Here is an 18970-nt window from a genome sequence, read left to right on the forward strand (position 1 = left end):
TTCTGCGGAGGTCGAAAAGATCGATTCAAAGCTCTTTATTGGGATGGACAGGGATTTTGGTTATTGTATAAACGTTTTGAAAATGGGAAATTGACCTGGCCAAACAATGAAGAGGAGGTCAAAGCGCTAACTTCCGAGCAGGTGGACTGGCTCATGAAAGGATTTTCTATCAGTCCAAAAATAAATGTTTCAAAAAGTCGTGATTTCTATTGAAATCATGGCTTTTCTTTGTGTATAATGAGATAAAAAGAAGGAGGTAAGTCCATGGAGTCACAAGATAAAGTGATTGAAAGTCTAACAAAAACTATTGAAATCATGACCAACGAATTGACCCTCCTTCGTGAACAGGTTGAGTATCTGAGACAGAAACTCTACGGAAAATCATCAGAGAAGGTAGTGTATCAACCCGGTCAGCTGAGCTTGTTTGGGGAGGAAAGTCTCCCTGAAGAAGAAGCTGACTTACCCAGTTGAAACAGAAACGATTACTTATAAACGTAAGAAAGCTAAGGGAGTTCGTCAGGCTATTTTTAGTCAGTTCACTCCAGAGATTATTCATCATGAATTGCAGGGCGAAGACTGCACTTGTCCAGACTGTCATGGACAGTTGAAAGAGATTGGTTCTACTGTTCAACGGCAAGAGTTGGTCTTCATTCCCGCACAATTAAAGCGGATTGACCATGTACAACACGCATACAAGTGTCAGGCTTGTAGTCAGAAGAATCTGAGCGATAAGATTATCAAGGCTCCAGTTCCTAAGGCACCTTTGGCACACAGCTTGGGTTCAGCTTCTATCATCGCCCATACTATTCATCAGAAGTTCAATCTTAAGGTGCCCAATTACCGCCAGGAAGAGGACTGGCATAAGCTTGGTCTGCCCATAAGTCGGAAGGAAATAGCCAACTGGCACATCAAGTCTAGTCAGTATTATTTCGAACCGATTTATGACCTGTTACACGAGAAATTGTTGGAGCAGCCTATTCTCCATGCGGATGAGACCTCCTACAAGGTCTTAGAAAATGATAGCCAGTTGACCTTCTACTGGACTTTCTTGTCTGGGAAACATGAGAAAAAGGCAATTACCCTCTATCATCATGACAAACGACGGAGTGGCTTAGTTGTGGAGAAATTTCTTGGGGATTATGCGGGCTACGTTCATTGTGACATGTGGAGTGCTTATCGTCAGCTAGACAAGGCACAGCTGGTTGGCTGTTGGGCTCATGTTAGGCGAAAGTTCTTTGAAGCGACTCCTAAGAAGACAGACAAGACCTCCTTAGGAGCCAAGGGTTTAGCCTACTGCGACCGCCTGTTTGCCTTAGAGAATGACTGGGCAGACTTGTCTACTGAGGAACGGCTACATAAACGTCAGACAGAGTTGGCTCCCTTGATGGACGACTTCTTTAATTGGTGTCGCAATCAGGCCGTTTTGCCAGGCTCCAAATTGGGCACTGCAATAGAATATAGCCTCAACTACGAAACCACTTTCCGAACCGTTCTCTCGGACGGTGACTTAGTCCTGTCTAACAATATGGCTGAGAGAGCAATGAAGACCTTGGTTACGGGCCGTAAAAATTGGCTTTTTTCCCAGAGCTTTGAGGGAGCCAAGTCGACAGCTGTCATTCTGAGTCTTTTGGAAACTGCTAAACGACATGGCCTTGATGCAGAAAAATATATGAACTATCTTCTAGAACACTTACCTAACGAGGAGACGCTCGCAAAAAAAGAGGTGCTAGAGGCCTATTTGCCATGGAAGGAAAAAATTAAAAGAGCTTGTAAATAGAAAAAAGGCTCCAGGGTCGACATGACTTTGGAGCCTTTTTCAATATACTTTGTTATTAGGCGCTTACAAAAAGCCCAGCTCCACTACTCAGAGTTCGTGTCAACATCTCAGCGCAGTGGTTGATTGGCAGATTTGTTCGTGTTTTACACTCCAAATCTGACCTAATCAACTGTGCGGGGGTGGGAAGACGAACTCTTTTTTAGACCAGTCGAGTTCTTTCCCACTCCCTAACCTTCAGTAATAATAGGGATTGACATTTCAATTAGGCGCTCAGTATGAATCGTTTGAATGGCTGCCTTATTTATTATCCGTTCATCAACTTTCCGACGTAGAAAATAATCGCGAATTTTGTTGGCTTCTGCTGGTTGGATGGCACGGTATTTATTTCTAATAAGGAGCTCGTAATGTCGTGGAGCTTGTGTAAAAAGGACATCGGTGTTTCCTGCAGAATAGGTTTCTACTAGGAAGGCATCGGTATTGGCTAGTTGATTTTGCACTAATTGAGAATGACTATTGGTCGTATTGATAATCTTCATGCGAAACTTCCTCCGTCTCTTTGGCTACATTATAGCACTCTTGGGTTTATTTATCTAGTCTTTTTTGAGATAATTCTAGCTTTTGCCATTGTTCAATTCCCCATTTGTGGCTACCACGTTTCAGTTTGTTGATAGCCTCTTCAATAGGAAACCAAGCAATATGATTAAAGTCTTCTAATGGTGCCCCAACTTGTTTGTAACTGGTAACTTGATAGATATAAGCTGGGTTGTAAAAATGAGTATCACGATGGCTGGAATAAAAATACTCATCGGCTTGACCAAAATATTTTCCAATTTCAGCGGTAAAGCCTAATTCTTCAATTAATTCTCTTTCTAGGGCTGATAGGTGATTTTCCCCTTCCTCAATCTCTCCACCTGGGAGGAACCAGGCTCCATTAGGAGCTTGAACCAATACAATTTTCTCTAATTTCTCATCAGGAATAACAGCATAGACTCCATAACGATTGGTGTATTGTACACCATTCTTTTTTTCACCGAAAATTGCATTTGACATGGTATTCTCCTTTTTCATAGGGGCTTTTTAGTATTATACCATTTTAGCCTAAATTTTTCTTATATAATAGTTGGAATTTTTTGAATTTTATGTATTGGAGATAAAAAGAGCGGGGCAACCTAGCCGGATGCCTCCGCTAACATGTTTTATTTTTCTTTTGGCGTTTGAGCTTTGATTTGGATGGTACCTTTATTGGTCATGACAGCTCGTAAATCTTTTTCATTAGGATTTTCTAAATAGAAATCGGTAATGGCATCTTCAATTTGGTCTTGAATGGTCCTGCGAAGGGGACGTGCACCCATTTTAGGATCGTAACCAAGATCAACTAATTTTTCCTTTACTTTATCGGTCACATGTAGTCGAATACCGTTTGTAGATAAGCGACGGTTGACGTCTTCCAGCATGAGACTGACAATTTGGAGCAGATTTTCTTTTGTGAGTGGTTGGAATTCAATAATTCCATCGAAGCGGTTCATAAATTCAGGAGTGAAGAAATTACCGAGTTGACCAAGAACAGATTGTGTACGGCCTTCCATAGCGGCTCCAAATCCCACGCTGGCTTCAACCTTACCTGTACCAGCATTTGAAGTCATAATGATAATGGTATCTTTGAAGCTAACTGTTCGCCCTTGTCCATCTGTCAGTCGACCGTCATCAAGAACTTGTAGGAACATGTGCATCACATCTGGATGCGCCTTTTCAACTTCATCAAGGAGAATGAGTGAGTATGGATTGCGACGGACTTTCTCTGTTAGTTGGCCAGCTTCTTCATATCCCACATATCCAGGAGGGGCACCGACTAGTTTTGCAACTGCGTGTTTTTCCATATATTCAGACATATCAAATCGAATCATGCTGTCTGCTGAACCGAAGAGCTCAATGGCTAATTGTTTTGATAATTCTGTTTTACCGACGCCAGTAGGTCCTACGAATAAGAAGGAACCAATTGGACGATTTGGTGCTCCAAGTCCTACACGATTGCGACGGATTGCTTTTGCAATCTTATCAACAGCGTCGTCTTGTCCAATGACATGCGCTTTGAGATCACTTGCCAAATGTATCAATTGAGACTGTTCTTTTTCTTTCAGTTCGCCAACGGGGATATTTGTTTTTTGTTCAATGATGGCTTCGATTTCTTTTTCGGTAATGAGAGGAATATCCTCCTCACTAATTGTTGCCTTTTGCATTTCTTTATATTTAGCAATTTGGTCACGATAATAGGCAGCTTTTTCGTAATCTTCATCACGAGTTGCTTGTTCTTTACGATTTTCGGCATCAATTAACCGTTGGTCAATTTCTTTAGGATCCACGAAGTTCAAGGTTAAGTTCATTTTTGACCCAGCTTCGTCTAGTAAATCAATCGCTTTGTCAGGTAAGAATCGGTCTTGAATATAGCGGTTGGATAATACGGCCGCAGCTTCAATGGCCTCAGGGGAATATTTTACATGGTGGTAGTCTTGGTATTTATTCTGAATACCTTTTAAGATAGTGATTGTTTCTTCAACACTTGGTTCGTCAACTTTTACAGGTTGCATCCGACGTTCAAGAGCTGCATCTTTTTCAATAATGCGGTATTCATTTAAAGTAGTAGCACCGACCAGTTGCATTTCACCACGAGCGAGGGCGGGTTTTAGAATATTGCCCGCATCCATGTTTCCATCTCCTGCAGAACCAGCTCCGACAATCTCATGAATTTCATCAATGAAGAGAATCACTTCACGTCGGTTCCGAATTTCTTCCATAAGTTTTTGCATGCGTTCTTCAAATTGACCTCGGATTCCTGTTCCTTGAACAAGGCTGACAACGTCTAATCGAATGACTTCTTTGTTTTGAAGTTTATGTGGAACGTCTCCGTCTACAATTTTTTGTGCCAGTCCTTCAACGACTGCAGTTTTACCAACACCGGGCTCACCGATAAGAACGGGGTTGTTCTTGGTGCGACGGTTCAAAATTTCAATCACCCGAGTGATTTCTTGATCGCGTCCGATAACGGGGTCAATATCTCCACGTCGTGCAATATCAGTAACATTAATCCCAAATTCTTCCAGCAATCCATTTGGTTGTGGGACTGTTTGGGCTCGACCAGCATTTGGTTGATTGAACCGACCACCACCGTTGCCACCGCCTGCTTGAGTGGGAGGTGTTTGATCTCGATTCTTACCAGCTGGGGTATTTCCAGGGTAACCACCTAAATGATTGAAAAATTCACTAAATGGATCCATATTGTTTGGATTAGTTAAGTCCCCTAAGCCACGTAAAATAGCATTATTTGGATCTGTTTTCATAATTTGATAACAATTATGGCAAAGGTCAACTTGCTGTTGTTTGCCATTCATATTTGTATAGAGATGAATGGTGGCATCATTTATTTTACAGTTTGTACAGAGCATTCAATTACCTCTTTTCTAATAGTAACATTACAAAACTCTGTGAAAATTAATCTCATATTTTCCTACTCGAATGCGAGAATATTGTGTATAGATTGAATCACATACAACTGCGCATTCAGATGAATTTCCACGAAGTAAGGTCTTTATTGAATAGTCAATAAAGGTCAGTTCTGTTTTAATTATATCAAGTTTTGGAGAAAATGCAAGAAACTGATATGCATTCTAGTATTTCTTTTTACGAAAAATTGGGGGAAGAAAATTACGTAAAAATAAGACTTTTTCACAAAATTATGGTAGAATATTCCTATATTAAGAAGAGGAGAATGAATATGGAATCACATTTGGTGAGAATTATCAATCGTCTTGAAGCCATGGCCGGTGATGGTGGTACCTTGAAACGTAATTTTGAACGTGATGGTGTTGTCGTTGCAGAAGTTGCCTACAGCTATGACGAAGAAAATGGTTCAGTATTTACCCTACGTGATGTTGCTGCTCGTGAGACGTATACGTTTGACAGCATTGACTTGATTGCAATGGAAATTTACGAACTGTTGTACTAAACACAGGATAGTTAAAAGCGCCAAGGGTGCTTTTTCTTTTGTGAATAATTAATCCGGGTAGTTGCATATTTATTCGAAAATGTTATAATGTAGTATACGTCTTTTGAGGAGTGGAGATATGAATTTTTCTTTTTTGCCTGATTATTGGGCTTATTTTAATTATGGTGTATTAGTTACCCTTATTATCGCTGTATTTGTTGTTGCTTTTGGTAGTATTTTGGGTGTTTTATTGGCTTTTGCACAACGGAGTAAATATAAATTACTTGTCTGGTTTGCTAATATTTATGTGTGGATTTTCCGTGGGACTCCAATGGTTGTACAGATTATGATTGGTTTTACCATGACTCATTTAGTTGCTCCAACTTTTCAGTTAGGTATTTTATCAGTCGATTTGTCTCGCCTGATTCCAGGGATGGTTATCCTATCGATGAACTCAGGGGCTTATGTATCCGAAACAGTACGTGCGGGGATTAATGCTGTTCCGAAGGGACAATTGGAAGCAGCCTACTCACTCGGTATCCGTCCTCGTCAAGCGATGCGCTATGTCATCATGCCTCAAGCCATCAAGAATATCCTACCTGCCTTGGGGAATGAATTTGTAACAATTGTAAAAGATAGTTCCCTTTTATCAACAATCGGCGTTGTTGAATTGTGGAATGGAGCGACTACGGTCTCTGCGTCAACTTACATTACAAAGGAGCCTTTGTTATTTGCGGCCTTCTATTATTTGATTGTGACAAGTGTGTTAACGTTGGGTATCCAATACTTTGAGAAAAAATTGAATAAGGGGGGACATTGATATGGCAGAGGTTATTATTTCAATTAAGGATTTGCACAAATACTTCGGAGATAATGAAGTGTTAAAGGGTATTGATTTGGATATCCAACAGGGAGAAGTTGTTGTAATTATCGGTCCATCAGGTTCAGGGAAATCAACATTTCTACGGACAATGAACCTTTTAGAGGTGCCTACTAAGGGAAATGTTACATTTGAAGGTGTCGATATCACTGATAAGTCAAATGATATCTTTAAGATGCGTGAAAAAATGGGGATGGTATTTCAACAATTTAATCTCTTCCCTAATATGACAGTCTTGGAAAATATTACCTTATCACCAATTAAGACAAAGGGAATGACGAAGGCTGATGCTGAGAAGAAAGCGATGGACCTACTGGCTAAGGTTGGCCTACCAGATAAGGCGACTGCTTATCCACAGAGTTTATCAGGTGGGCAACAGCAACGTATTGCAATTGCTCGCGGATTGGCCATGGATCCAGATGTCTTGCTTTTTGATGAGCCTACGTCTGCCTTGGACCCTGAGATGGTCGGTGAGGTCTTATCGGTTATGCAGGATTTGGCTAAATCGGGAATGACCATGGTGATTGTAACCCACGAAATGGGTTTTGCAAGAGAAGTTGCTGATAGAGTCATCTTTATGGATGGAGGAGTAATCGTTGAAGATGGAACTCCTGAAGATGTGTTCGAACACACGAGAGAAGAACGGACGAAAGATTTCTTATCGAAAGTCCTATAACGATAGATACAACAGGATAACTCCGAAAACGTTCGGAGTTTTTCTATATGTTGGATTTTCAAGGAATCGTCCATAGTCAGACGAATGGTTTTACGATATAATAGAAAAAAACTAGAGGAGATAGTGAAATGACAGTCATTGATGGTAAGGCATTAGCAGCAAAAATGCAAGCAGCTTTAGCAGAGAAAACAGCTCAATTGAAGGCAGAAAAAGGATTGATTCCGGGACTTGTAGTGATTTTAGTGGGTGAAAATCCAGCAAGTCAGGTCTATGTACGAAATAAAGAACGTTCAGCCTTAGCTGCAGGGTTTAAGAGCGAAGTTGTACGAGTACCAGATACGATTTCTGAAAAGGAGCTCTTGGCATTAATCGAACGCTATAATCAAGATTCTGAATGGCATGGTATTTTAGTCCAGTTGCCTTTACCTGCCCATATCAGTGAGGAAAAGGTTTTATTGGCAATTGATCCAGATAAGGATGTAGATGGTTTCCATCCGACCAATATGGGGAAATTCTGGTCAGGACATCCAGTTATGATTCCTTCAACACCAGCAGGGATTATGGAGATGTTCAAAGAATATCAGATCGAGCTAGAAGGAAAAACGGCTGTGGTTATCGGTCGTTCAAACATTGTTGGGAAGCCGATGGCGCAGTTACTTTTAGATGCAAATGCGACTGTCACGATTGCCCATTCTCGGACAAAAAATCTGCCAGAATTAGCTAGACAAGCTGATATTCTTGTCGTTGCCATTGGTCGTGGTCATTTTGTTACCAAGGATTTTGTCAAACCAGGGGCAGTGGTGATTGACGTTGGTATGAACCGTGATGCAAATGGCAAACTGATTGGTGATGTTAAGTATGATGAAGTAGCAGAAGTTGCAAGCTACATTACACCAGTCCCAGGAGGAGTTGGTCCAATGACCATTACCATGCTGATGGAACAGACATATGAAGCTTGCGTCAGAAGTGAAAAGAACTAGTTTCAAGATAGAAATGCACCAATAAATAAAAATCCCCAATCATGCACAGATGATTGAGGATTTTTATTAGGGATTTTCTACTGAAAATGTATCTGCATGGGCAAGATCACCATACGTGTACCCAAGGTTAAACCATTTTTTTCGTTGTTCGGAGGTTCCGTGGGTGAAACTATCTGGAACGGTGCGGCCATAGGCTTCTTGCTGTAGGGTATCATCGCCGACAGCATGAGCTGCATTCATGGCTTCGTCGATGTCCCCTGCATCTAGTATACCTTGACCATCTACATATTTAGCCCATGCCCCAGCATAGTAATCAGCCTGCAGTTCGAGACGAACGTTCAGGGCATTGCCTTCTTTATCTGATAATTGTGCTCGTTTTTGATGGTATGCCCCAAGAACTTCCAATTCATTTTGGACATGGTGTCCAACTTCGTGGGCAATGACATAGGCCATTGCAAAGTCCCCAGACGCCTTGTATTTGCTAGATAATTCTTGGTAAAATGATGTATCGATATAAATTTTGCGGTCAGCTGAGCAGTAAAATGGTCCAGCTTGAGCAGATCCGATACCGCAGCCCGTTTGGGTCTGATCGGTATAGAAAACCATGGTCGGTGCTGAGTAGGTTAAATCATTGGCTTCAAATTCTTGGGTCCAAAAATCTTCTGTTGAGCCTAAAACCTTACTCATAAATTCAGCATCGGCATCAGACACATTTGTACCTGTGGTGGTGACTTGACTGGACTGATAAGAATTCGTTCCAGTAGAAGGAGAGAGCAATCCACCTAAATTAGACATTCCACCGAATGCTAATAGTAGGATGAGGACCAGCAATTTTCCTTTCCACCCGAGACGTGAAAACAATAAACCTAATAGGACGTTACCTCCCGATGAACCTGACGAATAGGACGAGCCAGAACTAGATCTGCCTCGTCGGTCCTCAATATTGGAACTTTTTCGTAAATTATCTAATTTCATATATTCTCCCTAGAAACTCTCCACATCGTTTCTTCTAATCTTTCATAAACTATTATATAGTAAAATACTGAAAATAACACGTGAAAGCGTTTGGAATTTATGGGTTAGGTTCTGTATAATAGTGCAAAATTTGGTATAATAGTATGATACTGACAGAAGGAGTGGGCATGGTTGAATATTTATCGGTTAGTCATCTAACGAAGTATTTGAAATTAAAATTTGACCGCGATCCGTACTTGGAGAGGGTCTATTTGACAGGTCAGGTGTCTAACTTCCGCAAACGACCTTCCCATCAATATTTTTCGCTCAAGGATGATAAGGCGGTCATACAAGCGACCATGTGGGCAGGTGTTTATAAACAGTTGGGCTTTGAACTTGAAGAGGGCATGAAAATCAACGCTGTCGGACGTGTCCAGCTTTATGAACCGAGTGGTTCTTATTCCATTGTCATTGAGAAAGCTGAGCCAGATGGTATTGGTGCTTTAGCAATAAAGTTTGAACAACTCAAACAAGCTCTGACACAGGAAGGATTGTTCAAGCAAGAGTTTAAGCAGGAGTTGCCTCGGTTTACCAAGAAAATTGGGGTCATTACTAGTCCGAGCGGAGCTGTTATTCAGGATATTATTACGACAGTCAGCAGGCGATTTCCTGGAGTGGAAATACTTCTCTATCCTACAAAGGTTCAAGGAGATGGTGCTGCTCAGGAGGTTGTTGCCAATATACAAAGAGCCAATGAACGGGATGATTTGGATGTTCTGATTGTTGGTCGTGGCGGTGGCTCAATTGAGGACCTCTGGGCATTTAATGAGGAAGTAGTCGTTCGGGCAATTTTTGAATCCCGTATTCCTATTATTTCTAGTGTCGGTCATGAAACCGATACAACCTTGGCTGATTTTGTAGCAGATAAACGAGCTGCTACCCCAACAGCTGCCGCAGAATTAGCAACACCTGTGACCAAGGCAGACTTACTGGGCTACCTCAATCAGCAGGAAAATAGAGCCTATCAGGCCATGGGCAATCGATTGAAATTCTTGAGAGGTCAGCTTGAAAAAATTAGCCAGTCGGTCATGTTCCGCCAGCCTGAACGCTTATACGATGGTTATTTACAAAAATTAGACCGCTTGACCAATCAATTGCAGACACGGATGAAAGAACTCTATAGCCAGCAGAAACAGGCTAGTCTCTTGCTAGAACAGCGGCTAATAGGGATGCAGCTTGGTCGTAAAGTAGAGAGTTTCCAAGAGAGAATTATTCAGCAGGAGCGACTCTTGAAAAACAATATGACGAACATCTATAACCATAAACTGGCTAAGGCGGATAAATTGATTGAGGCCTTGACCATGCTGGATACTAGCCGTATCGTGGCTCGAGGCTATGCGATGGTTTTACAAGATGGGCGAGTCATAGATAGTGTAGAAAACGTACAAATGGGTGAGAATCTAACCATTCAAATGAAGAATGGTCAACTTGATGTGGAGGTAAAGCATGTCCAAACAGACGAAAACATTTGAAGAAAATTTAGCTGAATTAGAAGGAATCGTAACTAAATTGGAACGAGGAGATGTAGCTTTGGAAGAAGCACTTGCTGAGTTTCAAAAAGGGATGGTCCTCTCGAAAGACCTACAAAAGACGTTAGCAGAAGCTGAGAAGACCTTGGTTAAAGTCATGCAGGCGGATGGTAGTGAAGCGGAGCTTGGTTAATGGTAGCTAAAAAATTGCATATCCTAGAGGAAACCATGGCTGACTTTTACCAGCCTCAAGTGGCTGAACGACTCAACCAATCGGTCCTTTACTCGCTACAAGTTGGTGGCAAACGGATTCGCCCCCTGCTCTTGTTGACTATATTGGAGTCTTTTGGGATAGAGCTGCAGACTGCTCATTATCAAGTTGCAGCATGTGTAGAGTTGATACATACTGGGAGTTTAATTCATGATGACTTGCCTGCTATGGACGATGATGATTTCCGTCGTGGACGTTTGACCAATCATAAGAAATTTGACGAAGCAACAGCTATTTTAGCAGGGGACAGTCTCTTTCTAGATTCATTTGGTTTCCTAGCCCAAGTTGATTTACCAGCTGAGACCATCCTTGCTCTCGTGAGAGAGATTTCTAAGGCCTCTGGGACCTTTGGAATGGTTGCTGGTCAAGTGTTGGATATGGCTGGTGAAGGTCAGTCACTGTCCTTGGAACAATTACAAACCATTCATGCCAATAAAACTGGGAAATTATTGACATTTCCTTTTGTAGCAGCTGGTTTGATTGCTGGTCAGACAGATACGGTTATCCACCATTTGCAAAATGCTGGTCAGCTTGTCGGTCTAGCCTTTCAAGTCCGGGATGATATTTTGGATGTGACAGCCACTTTTGAGGAAATCGGAAAAACACCCCAAAAAGATTTATTGGCTGAGAAATCTACCTACCCTGCCCTAATGGGCTTGGAAGCCTCAAAAGTTTTTCTAGAAGACACCCTGAATCAAGCAATCAGCGAGCTAGATCAAGTGTCTAAACTAGTTCCATTTTCAACAAAAGAAATCAAAGAAATCATAGAAAGTTTACGAATGAATGGCTAAGGAAAGAGTAGATGTATTAGCTTATAAACAGGGGCTTTTCGAAACGAGAGAGCAGGCCAAACGTGGTGTTATGGCTGGACTGGTCGTATCGGTCATCAATGGTGAACGTTACGATAAACCCGGTGAGAAGATTGATGAGGGAATCGAACTCAAACTAAAGGGAGAAAAACTCAAGTATGTCAGCCGCGGTGGTCTCAAATTGGAGAAAGCCTTGCAGGTTTTCCAATTATCGGTTGGGGGGCAAACAACGATTGATATTGGGGCCTCAACAGGTGGATTTACGGATGTTATGTTGCAGGCTGGTGCTAAGCAGGTCTATGCAGTAGATGTCGGTACCAATCAACTCGCTTGGAAATTGCGTCAGGACGAGCGCGTGATTAGTATGGAACAGTACAATTTCCGCTATGCTGAGTTAACTGATTTTGAAGTGGGCCAACCTAGTTTTGCTTCGATTGATGTCAGCTTTATTTCACTGAGTCTGATTTTGCCAGCTCTCCATCGTATATTAGTGGATGGTGGTCAGGTTGTAGCCTTGGTCAAACCACAATTTGAGGCGGGGCGTGAGCAGATTGGGAAGAATGGGATTGTCAAGGACAAATCAGTACACCTGAAAGTGTTGGAAGATGTTACAGCAATGGCTGTCGAAAATGGCTATTCAGTTAAGGCACTTAGTTTCTCACCAGTTCAAGGTGGTCATGGGAATATCGAATTCCTGGCTCACCTAGAGAAATCTATTCAACCAAGTACGATTGCCAAAGAGGAATTAACAAAAGTAGTTTATCAAGCACACGAGGAATTTAAAAAGGATGAATAAACGAGAACGATTAGAAGTCATTAAAGATTTGGTAGTTCGCTTTCCGATTGATACACAGGAAGAAATTGTTGACCGACTTGAAGCTATGGGTGTTCATGCCACACAGGCAACGGTCTCTCGTGATATTAAGGAATTGGGCATTATTAAGGTACCTGCTAAGGATAAGGGCTATATTTATGGCTTATCAAAGGGTAGTGGGCAAAAGAATAAGACATCAAACCTATTAAAGTATGATTCCATGGGGCAGATGCTAAATTTGGTCTTGGTTCCTGGTAGTACTGCAGTTTTCAAGCGCCAAATTTTGGAGCAGTTCGAAGAATATATTTTTAGTATCATTGCAGATGATGATAGCATTTTAATCATTTTGAAGGACAGTGATATGATGCCTCAAATAGTTCAATCCATTAGAAGTTGGTAGACCATGTTACTAGAGGTTTCGATAAAAAATTTCGCGATTATTGAGCATGTTTCACTGAATTTTGAAACAGGGATGACCATCTTGTCTGGTGAAACAGGTGCTGGGAAGTCCATTATTATTGATGCGATGAATTTGATGCTGGGTGCGCGTGCAACGACAGATGTGATTCGACATGGAGCTCCGAAAGCTGAAATTGAAGGGTTGTTTTCGTTTGAAAATAGCAGAGCAGTGAAGCAGATTTTGACTGACCAAGGGATTGAGGTGGCAGATGAATTGATTATTCGCCGCGAAATCCTTCAAAATGGGCGTTCCGTTAGCCGTGTAAATGGGCAAATGGTAAACCTTTCTGTTTTGAAGCAAATTGGTCAACATTTAGTTGATATCCATGGTCAGCATGACCAAGAAGAACTCATGAAAGCCCAATACCATATTCAACTGCTGGATAGTTTCGGGGATGATGAGTTTTGGAACTTAAAAGAAGACTATCAAACACAATTTGAAGCCTATCGTCAACTGAGAAAGAGAGTTGCTGAGAAGCGTAAGAACGAGGAAGAGCATAAGGCTCGGATTGAAATGCTGGAGTACCAAATTGCCGAAATCGAGGCGGCTAATTTAACAGTGGGTGAAGATAGACAACTTCAACAGGAGAGGGATAAGCTATTGAACCACAAACAGATTGCGGATACCTTGGCTAATTCCTATGCTCTTTTGGATAATGAAGAATTTTCTAGCTTAAATAATCTACGTTCGGCTATGAGCGATTTACAAAGTTTGGAAGAATTTGATCCGGAATATAAATTGCTCTCTACAAGTTTGACGGAAGCCTATTATGTTGTGGAAGATGTGGCAAAACGGTTAAGCGATATTGTTGATGCTTTGGATTTTGATGGCAACCGACTCCTACAACTGGAGAGCCGTCTGGACTTGCTCAACATGATTACCAAAAAATATGGTGGAACAGTTGATGATGTTTTAGCCTATTTTGAAAAAATCACAGAAGAATACAATCTCTTGACGGGAAATACTGTTTCTGATGAAGATCTTGAAAATCACGTCAAGTTATTGGAAAAGGATGTGATTTCCTTGGCCAACCAATTAAGTTCAGCCAGACATGATTTGGCTCAACAATTAGAGTCTGTTATTCGTCAAGAATTGCAGGACCTTTATATGGATAAAGCCCAATTTCAGGTTCGCTTTACGAAAGGGAAGTTTAATAGCGAAGGAAATGAAGCTATAGAATTTTATATTTCTACAAATCCCGGTGAAGATTTTAAACCCCTGGTTAGAGTGGCATCAGGTGGTGAGCTGTCTCGATTGATGTTGGCTATAAAATCAGCCTTTGCTCGAAAAGAAGGCAAAACCTCCATTGTTTTTGATGAGGTTGATACAGGTGTATCCGGTCGTGTGGCCCAGGCTATTGCCCAAAAAATCCATAAAATTGGACAATTTGGCCAAGTGTTGGCTATTTCGCATTTACCACAAGTCATTGCTATTGCTGATTACCAATTCTACATTGAAAAAGTATCGGATGACCATTCTACGGTCTCAAGGGTTCGTTTGCTTAGTCCTGAAGAACGAATTGAAGAAATTGCGAAGATGTTGGCAGGAGACAGGGTAACTGATGCTGCGAGAGAGCAGGCTAAGCAATTACTAAATAAGTAATGGATGGAAAAAATATATTTGAACGTATTCGCTTTTAGAGCAATTCAAATGACTATATTTTTATTTATGTTTTTATTAACATAATAGGGGCTGGATGGGAATTCCAGTCTCTTTTTGGAGAAGGAAGTTATGGATCAGACACAAATTGTACAAAACGTCGCAAAATATGTTGAAGAAAAAATGACAGGAGAAGGTAGTGGTCATGATTGGTGGCACATTGTCCGAGTTCGAAATATGGCTGAGCGAATAGCAGAAGCGGAAGGTGGAAATCTATTTATCTGTCAGATAGCAGCCTTGGTTCATGACTTAGCTGATGATAAATTAGTTGATGATGAAAAACAAGCATTGGAAGCCATTCGTCAGCTACTATCTCATCAAGGTTGTTCCGAGTCTGATATTGAAGCGATTATGGATATTATTCAAAATATGTCCTTTAAAGGTGGACAAGCTCATCAGAGGACCCTTAGTTTAGAAGGTAAGATTGTACAAGATGCTGACCGCTTGGATGCGATAGGTGCAATAGGAATTGCTCGGACAATGGCTTACTCTGGTAATAAAAATCGGGTGATTCATAATCCAAATTTTCAGGTGCGTGAGGATATGACGGTAGAAGAATATCGTTCCACTAATGGCTCTGCTATTACCCATTTTTATGAAAAACTACTGAAGTTAAAAGACTTGATGAATACAGTGACGGGGAAAAAACTAGCTCGAGGCCGCCATGATTTTCTGGAACTGTATTTGCAACAATTTTATCAGGAGTGGGATGGAAAACGTTAACTTGTTGATAGGTTGAGAATGACATTTTGGCGTTATAAAATACAAAAAAATGAATAAAAACGCTTTACAAAGATATAAAAATGTAATAAAATATGTGTAAAAGATACTTGAGTCAATTTTTATCTAAAATGAGATGGAGTTTCATTAGAGGAATCGTAACAAAATGGAGTTTCTTCCTCTTAAAACTGAGCGTGCAAAAGGCAATTATGCCATGAATATAAAACAGATAGAAGGTGAGCTGGATGAAACGATTGGAACTTTTCTGTGTACTTTTATTCGGTATTAGTTTGTTTTTACCATTTTCTAGTGCTTTAGACCTAGAGAATTTTTCAATTGTCCAAATAAATGGTTGGGAGTTTTTTAGCCAATATCCGATTGTGACAATTCTTGCGGTCATTCTATTTTTGTTTCTAACCTTTCAGCTTATCCATTCCAAAATAATCAATTCTTTGTTGACTCTCTTTCTTGGAATGCTTGTTATCTATCTTTACAGTATTCCTTTGGGAGAGATTGCTCAGTTGTCAAAAGAGTTGTTACAACAATTGCCAGTTGGTTATTATGCAAGTGCTTTGCTGGTATTTGTGATGGGATCATTAACGATTCATAAAACATTTTTCCGCTAGATATCTTGTGATTTTTCATGATATGACGACTAAAAACACTCTTTATTCGAGTATTTAGTCGTCATTTTCGTTTCCTCCTAGTTCATTTTTACTACAAGATTTGATATAATAGAAACAATAATTTGATGAGAAATGTAGGAAAAGATTATGTCAACAGTCAAGATTGTAACGGATTCGAGCACCACTATTGAACCGCAACTGGTGGAAGAATTAGGGATTACGGTAGTGCCATTATCTGTCATGATAGACGGAGTTTTGTACTCAGATAGCAATTTGAAAGAAGGTGAATTTCTTAACTTGATGAGAAATTCAAAAAATTTGCCCAAGACCAGTCAGCCACCGGTTGGTTTATTTGCAGAGACATTTTCAAACTTGGCAAAAGATGGTAGTCAGATTATTGCAATTGTTTTGTCACATGCATTATCCGGTACTGTTGAAGCAGCTCGTCAAGGAGGAGTCCTTTCGGGAGTAGATGTGACAGTTGTCGACTCAACGTTTACTGACCAAGCCGCTAAGTTCCAAGTTGTTGAAGCAGCTCGTCTTGCAAAAGAGGGAGCCAGTAAAGAAGAAATTCTTGCAGCTATTGAAAGAGTGCGGACAAAAACGGAGCTCTATATTGGTGTCTCCACTCTTGAAAATTTGGTAAAAGGTGGCAGAATTGGTCGTGTTACAGGACTAATCAGTTCATTGCTTAACATTCGTGTGATTATGGAAATGAAAAACCATCAGCTAGAGCCAGTTGTTAAGGGACGTGGAGCAAAAACGTTTAAAAAATGGCTCGATGAGTTTATCAATAAGATTTCGGATAAGAAAATTGCTGAAATTGGTATTTCCTATGCAGGTGGTCCAGAGTTTGCTAATGAAATGAAAGAAAAATTACAGCCCTACGTTCAAGCCCCCATTTCAGTTTTAGAAACAGGTTCTATCATTCAGACCCATACAGGGGAGGATGCTTGGGCCATTCTAGTGCACTATGAATAATCGAAAAATTATTCAGGCCCTTGTTTTCTTTTTTCTGAGTTTATTACTTTCTATTTTTCTCGCAAATTTGGTAATTCCAAAGGCTAGTTCAAAGTTGACTGCAGAAGATAATACAAAAGTCGAACAACCATCCCTTTACTATCTTGCCTTAGGTGATTCGTTGACAGAAGGAGTTGGTGATACAACTGGTCAGGGAGGTTTTGCTACTTTACTAGCAAACTCATTTACAAATGAGTTAGGTTATCAGGTGACCTACCGAAATTTTGGGATTTCAGGCAATACTAGTAGCCAAATTTACAAGCGAATGAAAGAGGATGCAGATTTAGCAGAAGCATTAAAAGACGCAGATGTGATGACCCTTACCGTTGGTGGCAATGATTTGCGGAAAGTTATATTAAAAAATATTACCAATTTGGATGTCTCAACTTTTGATAAACCAGCAACAGAATATGGGAAACGGCTTGAACAGATTATTCGTCGTGCTCGTGAAAACAATCCCAACCTTCCTATTTATGTTATCGGAATCTATAATCCCTTCTATCTGAATTTTCCGGAACTGACAGATATGCAATTGGTTGTGGATAAATGGAATCAAGAAACAGAATCACGAACTCGGAAATTCTCAGGGGTTTACTTTGTGCCTATCAATGATTTATTGTATAAGGGCTTAGAAGGGGAACAAGGAGTTAGTGTGAATACTTCTAAGATAGCAAATAATTTACTATATGGGGAAGACAGTTTTCACCCTAATAACACGGGATATGAAATTATAATGCAAGCAGTAATGGAGAAAATTCGTGCCACAAAAGAAGAATGGAAAAATAAATAGTTGGAAATGGCTTTTTTTAATCCTACTTGCTATGGTTTTAGGAACAAGTATTGTTGTGATCAGTCGTTTGGAGAGTAAGCGTGAGGATTTAACAAAGTTAGTTCCAACAAATAGTGAAGATGCAAAGGTTGGTCGTTTTGAGACCAATAAGGAGCAGTTAAATGCTACCATTGCTGAGTATTTGAAAGACTATCAAACAGAAACCTTTCAATATAAGGTTTACTTGACAAGTACGTTAGCGATTTTTGAAGGCGATTATCAGCTTCTGGGGATGGATATTCCTTTGTATATCTACTTTTTTCCCAGTCGTTTAGAAGATGGTAGTATTTCTTTAGCCGTTCAAGAAATTTCAGCAGGTACCCTTTCCTTACCAAAAGGGGAAGTGTTAACCTATCTTCAAAAAAATTACAAACTACCAGATATTGTAAAAATAGATGCTGAAAACGCAACAATTCAGATTCAACTGCCAGCCATTGAGAATAAATTTGGACTGTATGGAAAAGTAAACACGATTGATTTATATAATGATCAAATTGTTATTGATATCTATAGAAAAGTGCAAAGATAATAGAAAAAACTTGACCAAATGCACAAAATTCGGTACTATATTAAGGTGAGTAATAACTCGAAAACAATTGGAGGACTTAGCAAATGGCTAATAAACAAGATTTGATTGCAAAAGTTGCAGAAGCAACTTCATTGACTAAAAAAGACTCAGCAGCAGCTGTTGATGCAGTATTCGGAGCAGTAGCTGACTACCTCGCAGCTGGTGAAAAAGTACAATTGATCGGTTTCGGTAACTTTGAAGTTCGTGAGCGCTCAGCACGTAAAGGTCGCAACCCACAAACTGGTAAAGAAATCGAAATCGCAGCTTCAAAAGTTCCAGCATTCAAAGCTGGTAAAGCTCTTAAAGACGCTGTAAAATAATTCAGCTCTAAAAAGCCCGTCATATCAAGCTTTCTAGCTTGTTCGATGGGCTTTTTTCTTGTTTAAGGGGCAAATAAGGGGCAAAACTTTAGTAGTTTT

The 18970-nt window shown here is 40.3% G+C and carries 23 protein-coding genes; 19 read left to right on the forward strand and 4 right to left on the reverse strand.

Annotated features, from left to right (window positions below; all coding sequences use genetic code 11):
• The 3 genes from tnpB to K6V48_RS10460 all read left to right on the forward strand — a co-directional run.
• The coding region (gene tnpB, locus K6V48_RS10450) for an IS66 family insertion sequence element accessory protein TnpB (protein WP_222369559.1) at nt 1–213 on the forward strand (213 nt) is incomplete at its 5' end.
• 51 nt (nt 214–264) lie between these two features.
• Nucleotides 265–471 carry an IS66 family transposase gene (locus K6V48_RS10455; RefSeq protein ID WP_002939754.1) on the forward strand — a complete coding sequence of 69 codons (207 nt, stop codon included), beginning with the start codon at nt 265–267 and terminating at the stop codon, nt 469–471.
• Complete coding sequence (locus tag K6V48_RS10460) at nt 425–1777, forward strand: IS66-like element short variant transposase (protein WP_222369562.1); 1353 nt, start codon at nt 425–427, stop codon at nt 1775–1777. The genes K6V48_RS10455 and K6V48_RS10460 overlap by 47 nt, the downstream gene beginning before the upstream one ends.
• A 227-nt stretch (nt 1778–2004) precedes the next feature.
• Here K6V48_RS10460 and K6V48_RS10465 read toward each other — a convergent pair whose 3' ends face one another.
• The 3 genes from K6V48_RS10465 to K6V48_RS10475 form a co-directional block, all read right to left on the reverse strand.
• Nucleotides 2005–2313: a DUF1827 family protein gene (locus K6V48_RS10465; RefSeq protein WP_172016421.1), complete on the reverse strand. Its 309-nt coding sequence runs from the start codon at nt 2311–2313 to the stop codon at nt 2005–2007.
• Nucleotides 2314–2359: 46 nt separating this feature from the next.
• Nucleotides 2360–2827: an NUDIX hydrolase gene (locus K6V48_RS10470; RefSeq protein WP_105126102.1), complete on the reverse strand. Its 468-nt coding sequence runs from the start codon at nt 2825–2827 to the stop codon at nt 2360–2362.
• A gap of 146 nt (nt 2828–2973) precedes the next feature.
• Complete coding sequence (locus K6V48_RS10475; RefSeq protein ID WP_222369564.1) at nt 2974–5217, reverse strand: ATP-dependent Clp protease ATP-binding subunit; 2244 nt, start codon at nt 5215–5217, stop codon at nt 2974–2976.
• A gap of 329 nt (nt 5218–5546) precedes the next feature.
• Here K6V48_RS10475 and K6V48_RS10480 point away from each other — a divergent pair, with 329 nt between their 5' ends.
• From K6V48_RS10480 to K6V48_RS10495, 4 genes are all read left to right on the forward strand, one after another.
• Entirely contained in the window at nt 5547–5777 is a 231-nt protein-coding gene (locus tag K6V48_RS10480) for a DUF1797 family protein (RefSeq protein WP_172039208.1), read from the forward strand.
• 118 nt (nt 5778–5895) lie between these two features.
• Nucleotides 5896–6576, forward strand: a complete 681-nt coding sequence (locus tag K6V48_RS10485; protein WP_222369566.1) for an amino acid ABC transporter permease — start codon at nt 5896–5898, stop codon at nt 6574–6576.
• A 1-nt stretch (nt 6577) separates the two neighbouring features.
• Nucleotides 6578–7312 (forward strand): amino acid ABC transporter ATP-binding protein, encoded by a 735-nt coding sequence (locus tag K6V48_RS10490; protein WP_172016423.1) that lies wholly within the window; start codon nt 6578–6580, stop codon nt 7310–7312.
• Between the two features lie 128 nt (nt 7313–7440).
• Nucleotides 7441–8292: a bifunctional methylenetetrahydrofolate dehydrogenase/methenyltetrahydrofolate cyclohydrolase gene (locus tag K6V48_RS10495; protein WP_172065499.1), complete on the forward strand. Its 852-nt coding sequence runs from the start codon at nt 7441–7443 to the stop codon at nt 8290–8292.
• Nucleotides 8293–8358: 66 nt separating this feature from the next.
• On the opposite strand, the gene ypfJ is transcribed toward K6V48_RS10495, so the two are convergent.
• A complete protein-coding gene (ypfJ, locus tag K6V48_RS10500) occupies nt 8359–9267 on the reverse strand; it encodes a KPN_02809 family neutral zinc metallopeptidase (RefSeq protein WP_024403952.1) in 909 nt (302 codons plus the stop codon).
• Nucleotides 9268–9434: 167 nt separating this feature from the next.
• Between ypfJ and xseA the strand changes: the two genes are divergently transcribed.
• The 12 genes from xseA to K6V48_RS10560 all read left to right on the forward strand — a co-directional run bounded on the left by xseA (nt 9435) and on the right by K6V48_RS10560 (nt 18871).
• Complete coding sequence (gene xseA, locus K6V48_RS10505) at nt 9435–10778, forward strand: exodeoxyribonuclease VII large subunit (RefSeq protein ID WP_222369581.1); 1344 nt, start codon at nt 9435–9437, stop codon at nt 10776–10778.
• On the forward strand, nt 10753–10968 hold the full coding sequence (locus K6V48_RS10510) for an exodeoxyribonuclease VII small subunit (RefSeq protein ID WP_024392454.1): 216 nt from the start codon (nt 10753–10755) through the stop codon (nt 10966–10968). The genes xseA and K6V48_RS10510 overlap by 26 nt, the downstream gene beginning before the upstream one ends.
• Nucleotides 10968–11837: a polyprenyl synthetase family protein gene (locus K6V48_RS10515; protein ID WP_222369568.1), complete on the forward strand. Its 870-nt coding sequence runs from the start codon at nt 10968–10970 to the stop codon at nt 11835–11837. Before K6V48_RS10510 ends, K6V48_RS10515 begins: the two co-directional genes overlap by 1 nt.
• Nucleotides 11830–12651: a TlyA family RNA methyltransferase gene (locus K6V48_RS10520; protein WP_222369570.1), complete on the forward strand. Its 822-nt coding sequence runs from the start codon at nt 11830–11832 to the stop codon at nt 12649–12651. Before K6V48_RS10515 ends, K6V48_RS10520 begins: the two co-directional genes overlap by 8 nt.
• Entirely contained in the window at nt 12644–13069 is a 426-nt protein-coding gene (locus tag K6V48_RS10525) for an arginine repressor (protein ID WP_024392457.1), read from the forward strand. The genes K6V48_RS10520 and K6V48_RS10525 overlap by 8 nt, the downstream gene beginning before the upstream one ends.
• Before the next feature lie 3 nt (nt 13070–13072).
• Complete coding sequence (gene recN, locus K6V48_RS10530) at nt 13073–14731, forward strand: DNA repair protein RecN (protein ID WP_222369573.1); 1659 nt, start codon at nt 13073–13075, stop codon at nt 14729–14731.
• 129 nt (nt 14732–14860) lie between these two features.
• Complete coding sequence (locus K6V48_RS10535; RefSeq protein WP_222369575.1) at nt 14861–15511, forward strand: HD domain-containing protein; 651 nt, start codon at nt 14861–14863, stop codon at nt 15509–15511.
• 242 nt (nt 15512–15753) lie between these two features.
• Nucleotides 15754–16134: a hypothetical protein gene (locus K6V48_RS10540; protein ID WP_222369578.1), complete on the forward strand. Its 381-nt coding sequence runs from the start codon at nt 15754–15756 to the stop codon at nt 16132–16134.
• 147 nt (nt 16135–16281) lie between these two features.
• Nucleotides 16282–17115, forward strand: a complete 834-nt coding sequence (locus K6V48_RS10545) for a DegV family protein (protein WP_172090008.1) — start codon at nt 16282–16284, stop codon at nt 17113–17115.
• The gene (locus tag K6V48_RS10550; RefSeq protein WP_172065493.1) at nt 17108–17944 is read left to right on the forward strand and encodes an SGNH/GDSL hydrolase family protein; all 837 of its coding nucleotides are present in this window, start codon (nt 17108–17110) and stop codon (nt 17942–17944) included. The genes K6V48_RS10545 and K6V48_RS10550 overlap by 8 nt, the downstream gene beginning before the upstream one ends.
• Nucleotides 17913–18512, forward strand: coding sequence for a YpmS family protein (locus K6V48_RS10555; protein WP_172065492.1), 600 nt, complete (start codon nt 17913–17915; stop codon nt 18510–18512). The genes K6V48_RS10550 and K6V48_RS10555 overlap by 32 nt, the downstream gene beginning before the upstream one ends.
• An 83-nt stretch (nt 18513–18595) precedes the next feature.
• A complete protein-coding gene (locus K6V48_RS10560) occupies nt 18596–18871 on the forward strand; it encodes an HU family DNA-binding protein (protein WP_024385016.1) in 276 nt (91 codons plus the stop codon).
• Nucleotides 18872–18970: the final 99 nt, after the last annotated feature.

It is taken from the genome of Streptococcus suis, assembly GCF_019794555.1.
GTDB classification, from domain to species: domain Bacteria; phylum Bacillota; class Bacilli; order Lactobacillales; family Streptococcaceae; genus Streptococcus; species Streptococcus suis_AB.

Bases quoted from the DNA above. Each gene is read 5' to 3' on its own strand.
- K6V48_RS10510 (WP_024392454.1), top strand. From the start codon at position 10,753: ATGTCCAAACAGACGAAAACATTTGAAGAAAATTTAGCTGAATTAGAA.
- K6V48_RS10480 (WP_172039208.1), top strand. From the start codon at position 5,547: ATGGAATCACATTTGGTGAGAATTATCAATCGTCTTGAAGCCATGGCC.
- K6V48_RS10470 (WP_105126102.1), bottom strand. From the start codon at position 2,827: ATGTCAAATGCAATTTTCGGTGAAAAAAAGAATGGTGTACAATACACC.
- K6V48_RS10495 (WP_172065499.1), top strand. From the start codon at position 7,441: ATGACAGTCATTGATGGTAAGGCATTAGCAGCAAAAATGCAAGCAGCT.
- recN (WP_222369573.1), top strand. From the start codon at position 13,073: ATGTTACTAGAGGTTTCGATAAAAAATTTCGCGATTATTGAGCATGTT.
- K6V48_RS10485 (WP_222369566.1), top strand. From the start codon at position 5,896: ATGAATTTTTCTTTTTTGCCTGATTATTGGGCTTATTTTAATTATGGT.
- K6V48_RS10455 (WP_002939754.1), top strand. From the start codon at position 265: ATGGAGTCACAAGATAAAGTGATTGAAAGTCTAACAAAAACTATTGAA.
- ypfJ (WP_024403952.1), bottom strand. From the start codon at position 9,267: ATGAAATTAGATAATTTACGAAAAAGTTCCAATATTGAGGACCGACGA.
- K6V48_RS10525 (WP_024392457.1), top strand. From the start codon at position 12,644: ATGAATAAACGAGAACGATTAGAAGTCATTAAAGATTTGGTAGTTCGC.
- K6V48_RS10515 (WP_222369568.1), top strand. From the start codon at position 10,968: ATGGTAGCTAAAAAATTGCATATCCTAGAGGAAACCATGGCTGACTTT.
- K6V48_RS10475 (WP_222369564.1), bottom strand. From the start codon at position 5,217: ATGCTCTGTACAAACTGTAAAATAAATGATGCCACCATTCATCTCTAT.
- xseA (WP_222369581.1), top strand. From the start codon at position 9,435: ATGGTTGAATATTTATCGGTTAGTCATCTAACGAAGTATTTGAAATTA.
- K6V48_RS10550 (WP_172065493.1), top strand. From the start codon at position 17,108: ATGAATAATCGAAAAATTATTCAGGCCCTTGTTTTCTTTTTTCTGAGT.
- K6V48_RS10490 (WP_172016423.1), top strand. From the start codon at position 6,578: ATGGCAGAGGTTATTATTTCAATTAAGGATTTGCACAAATACTTCGGA.
- K6V48_RS10465 (WP_172016421.1), bottom strand. From the start codon at position 2,313: ATGAAGATTATCAATACGACCAATAGTCATTCTCAATTAGTGCAAAAT.
- K6V48_RS10520 (WP_222369570.1), top strand. From the start codon at position 11,830: ATGGCTAAGGAAAGAGTAGATGTATTAGCTTATAAACAGGGGCTTTTC.
- K6V48_RS10560 (WP_024385016.1), top strand. From the start codon at position 18,596: ATGGCTAATAAACAAGATTTGATTGCAAAAGTTGCAGAAGCAACTTCA.
- K6V48_RS10535 (WP_222369575.1), top strand. From the start codon at position 14,861: ATGGATCAGACACAAATTGTACAAAACGTCGCAAAATATGTTGAAGAA.
- K6V48_RS10540 (WP_222369578.1), top strand. From the start codon at position 15,754: ATGAAACGATTGGAACTTTTCTGTGTACTTTTATTCGGTATTAGTTTG.
- K6V48_RS10545 (WP_172090008.1), top strand. From the start codon at position 16,282: ATGTCAACAGTCAAGATTGTAACGGATTCGAGCACCACTATTGAACCG.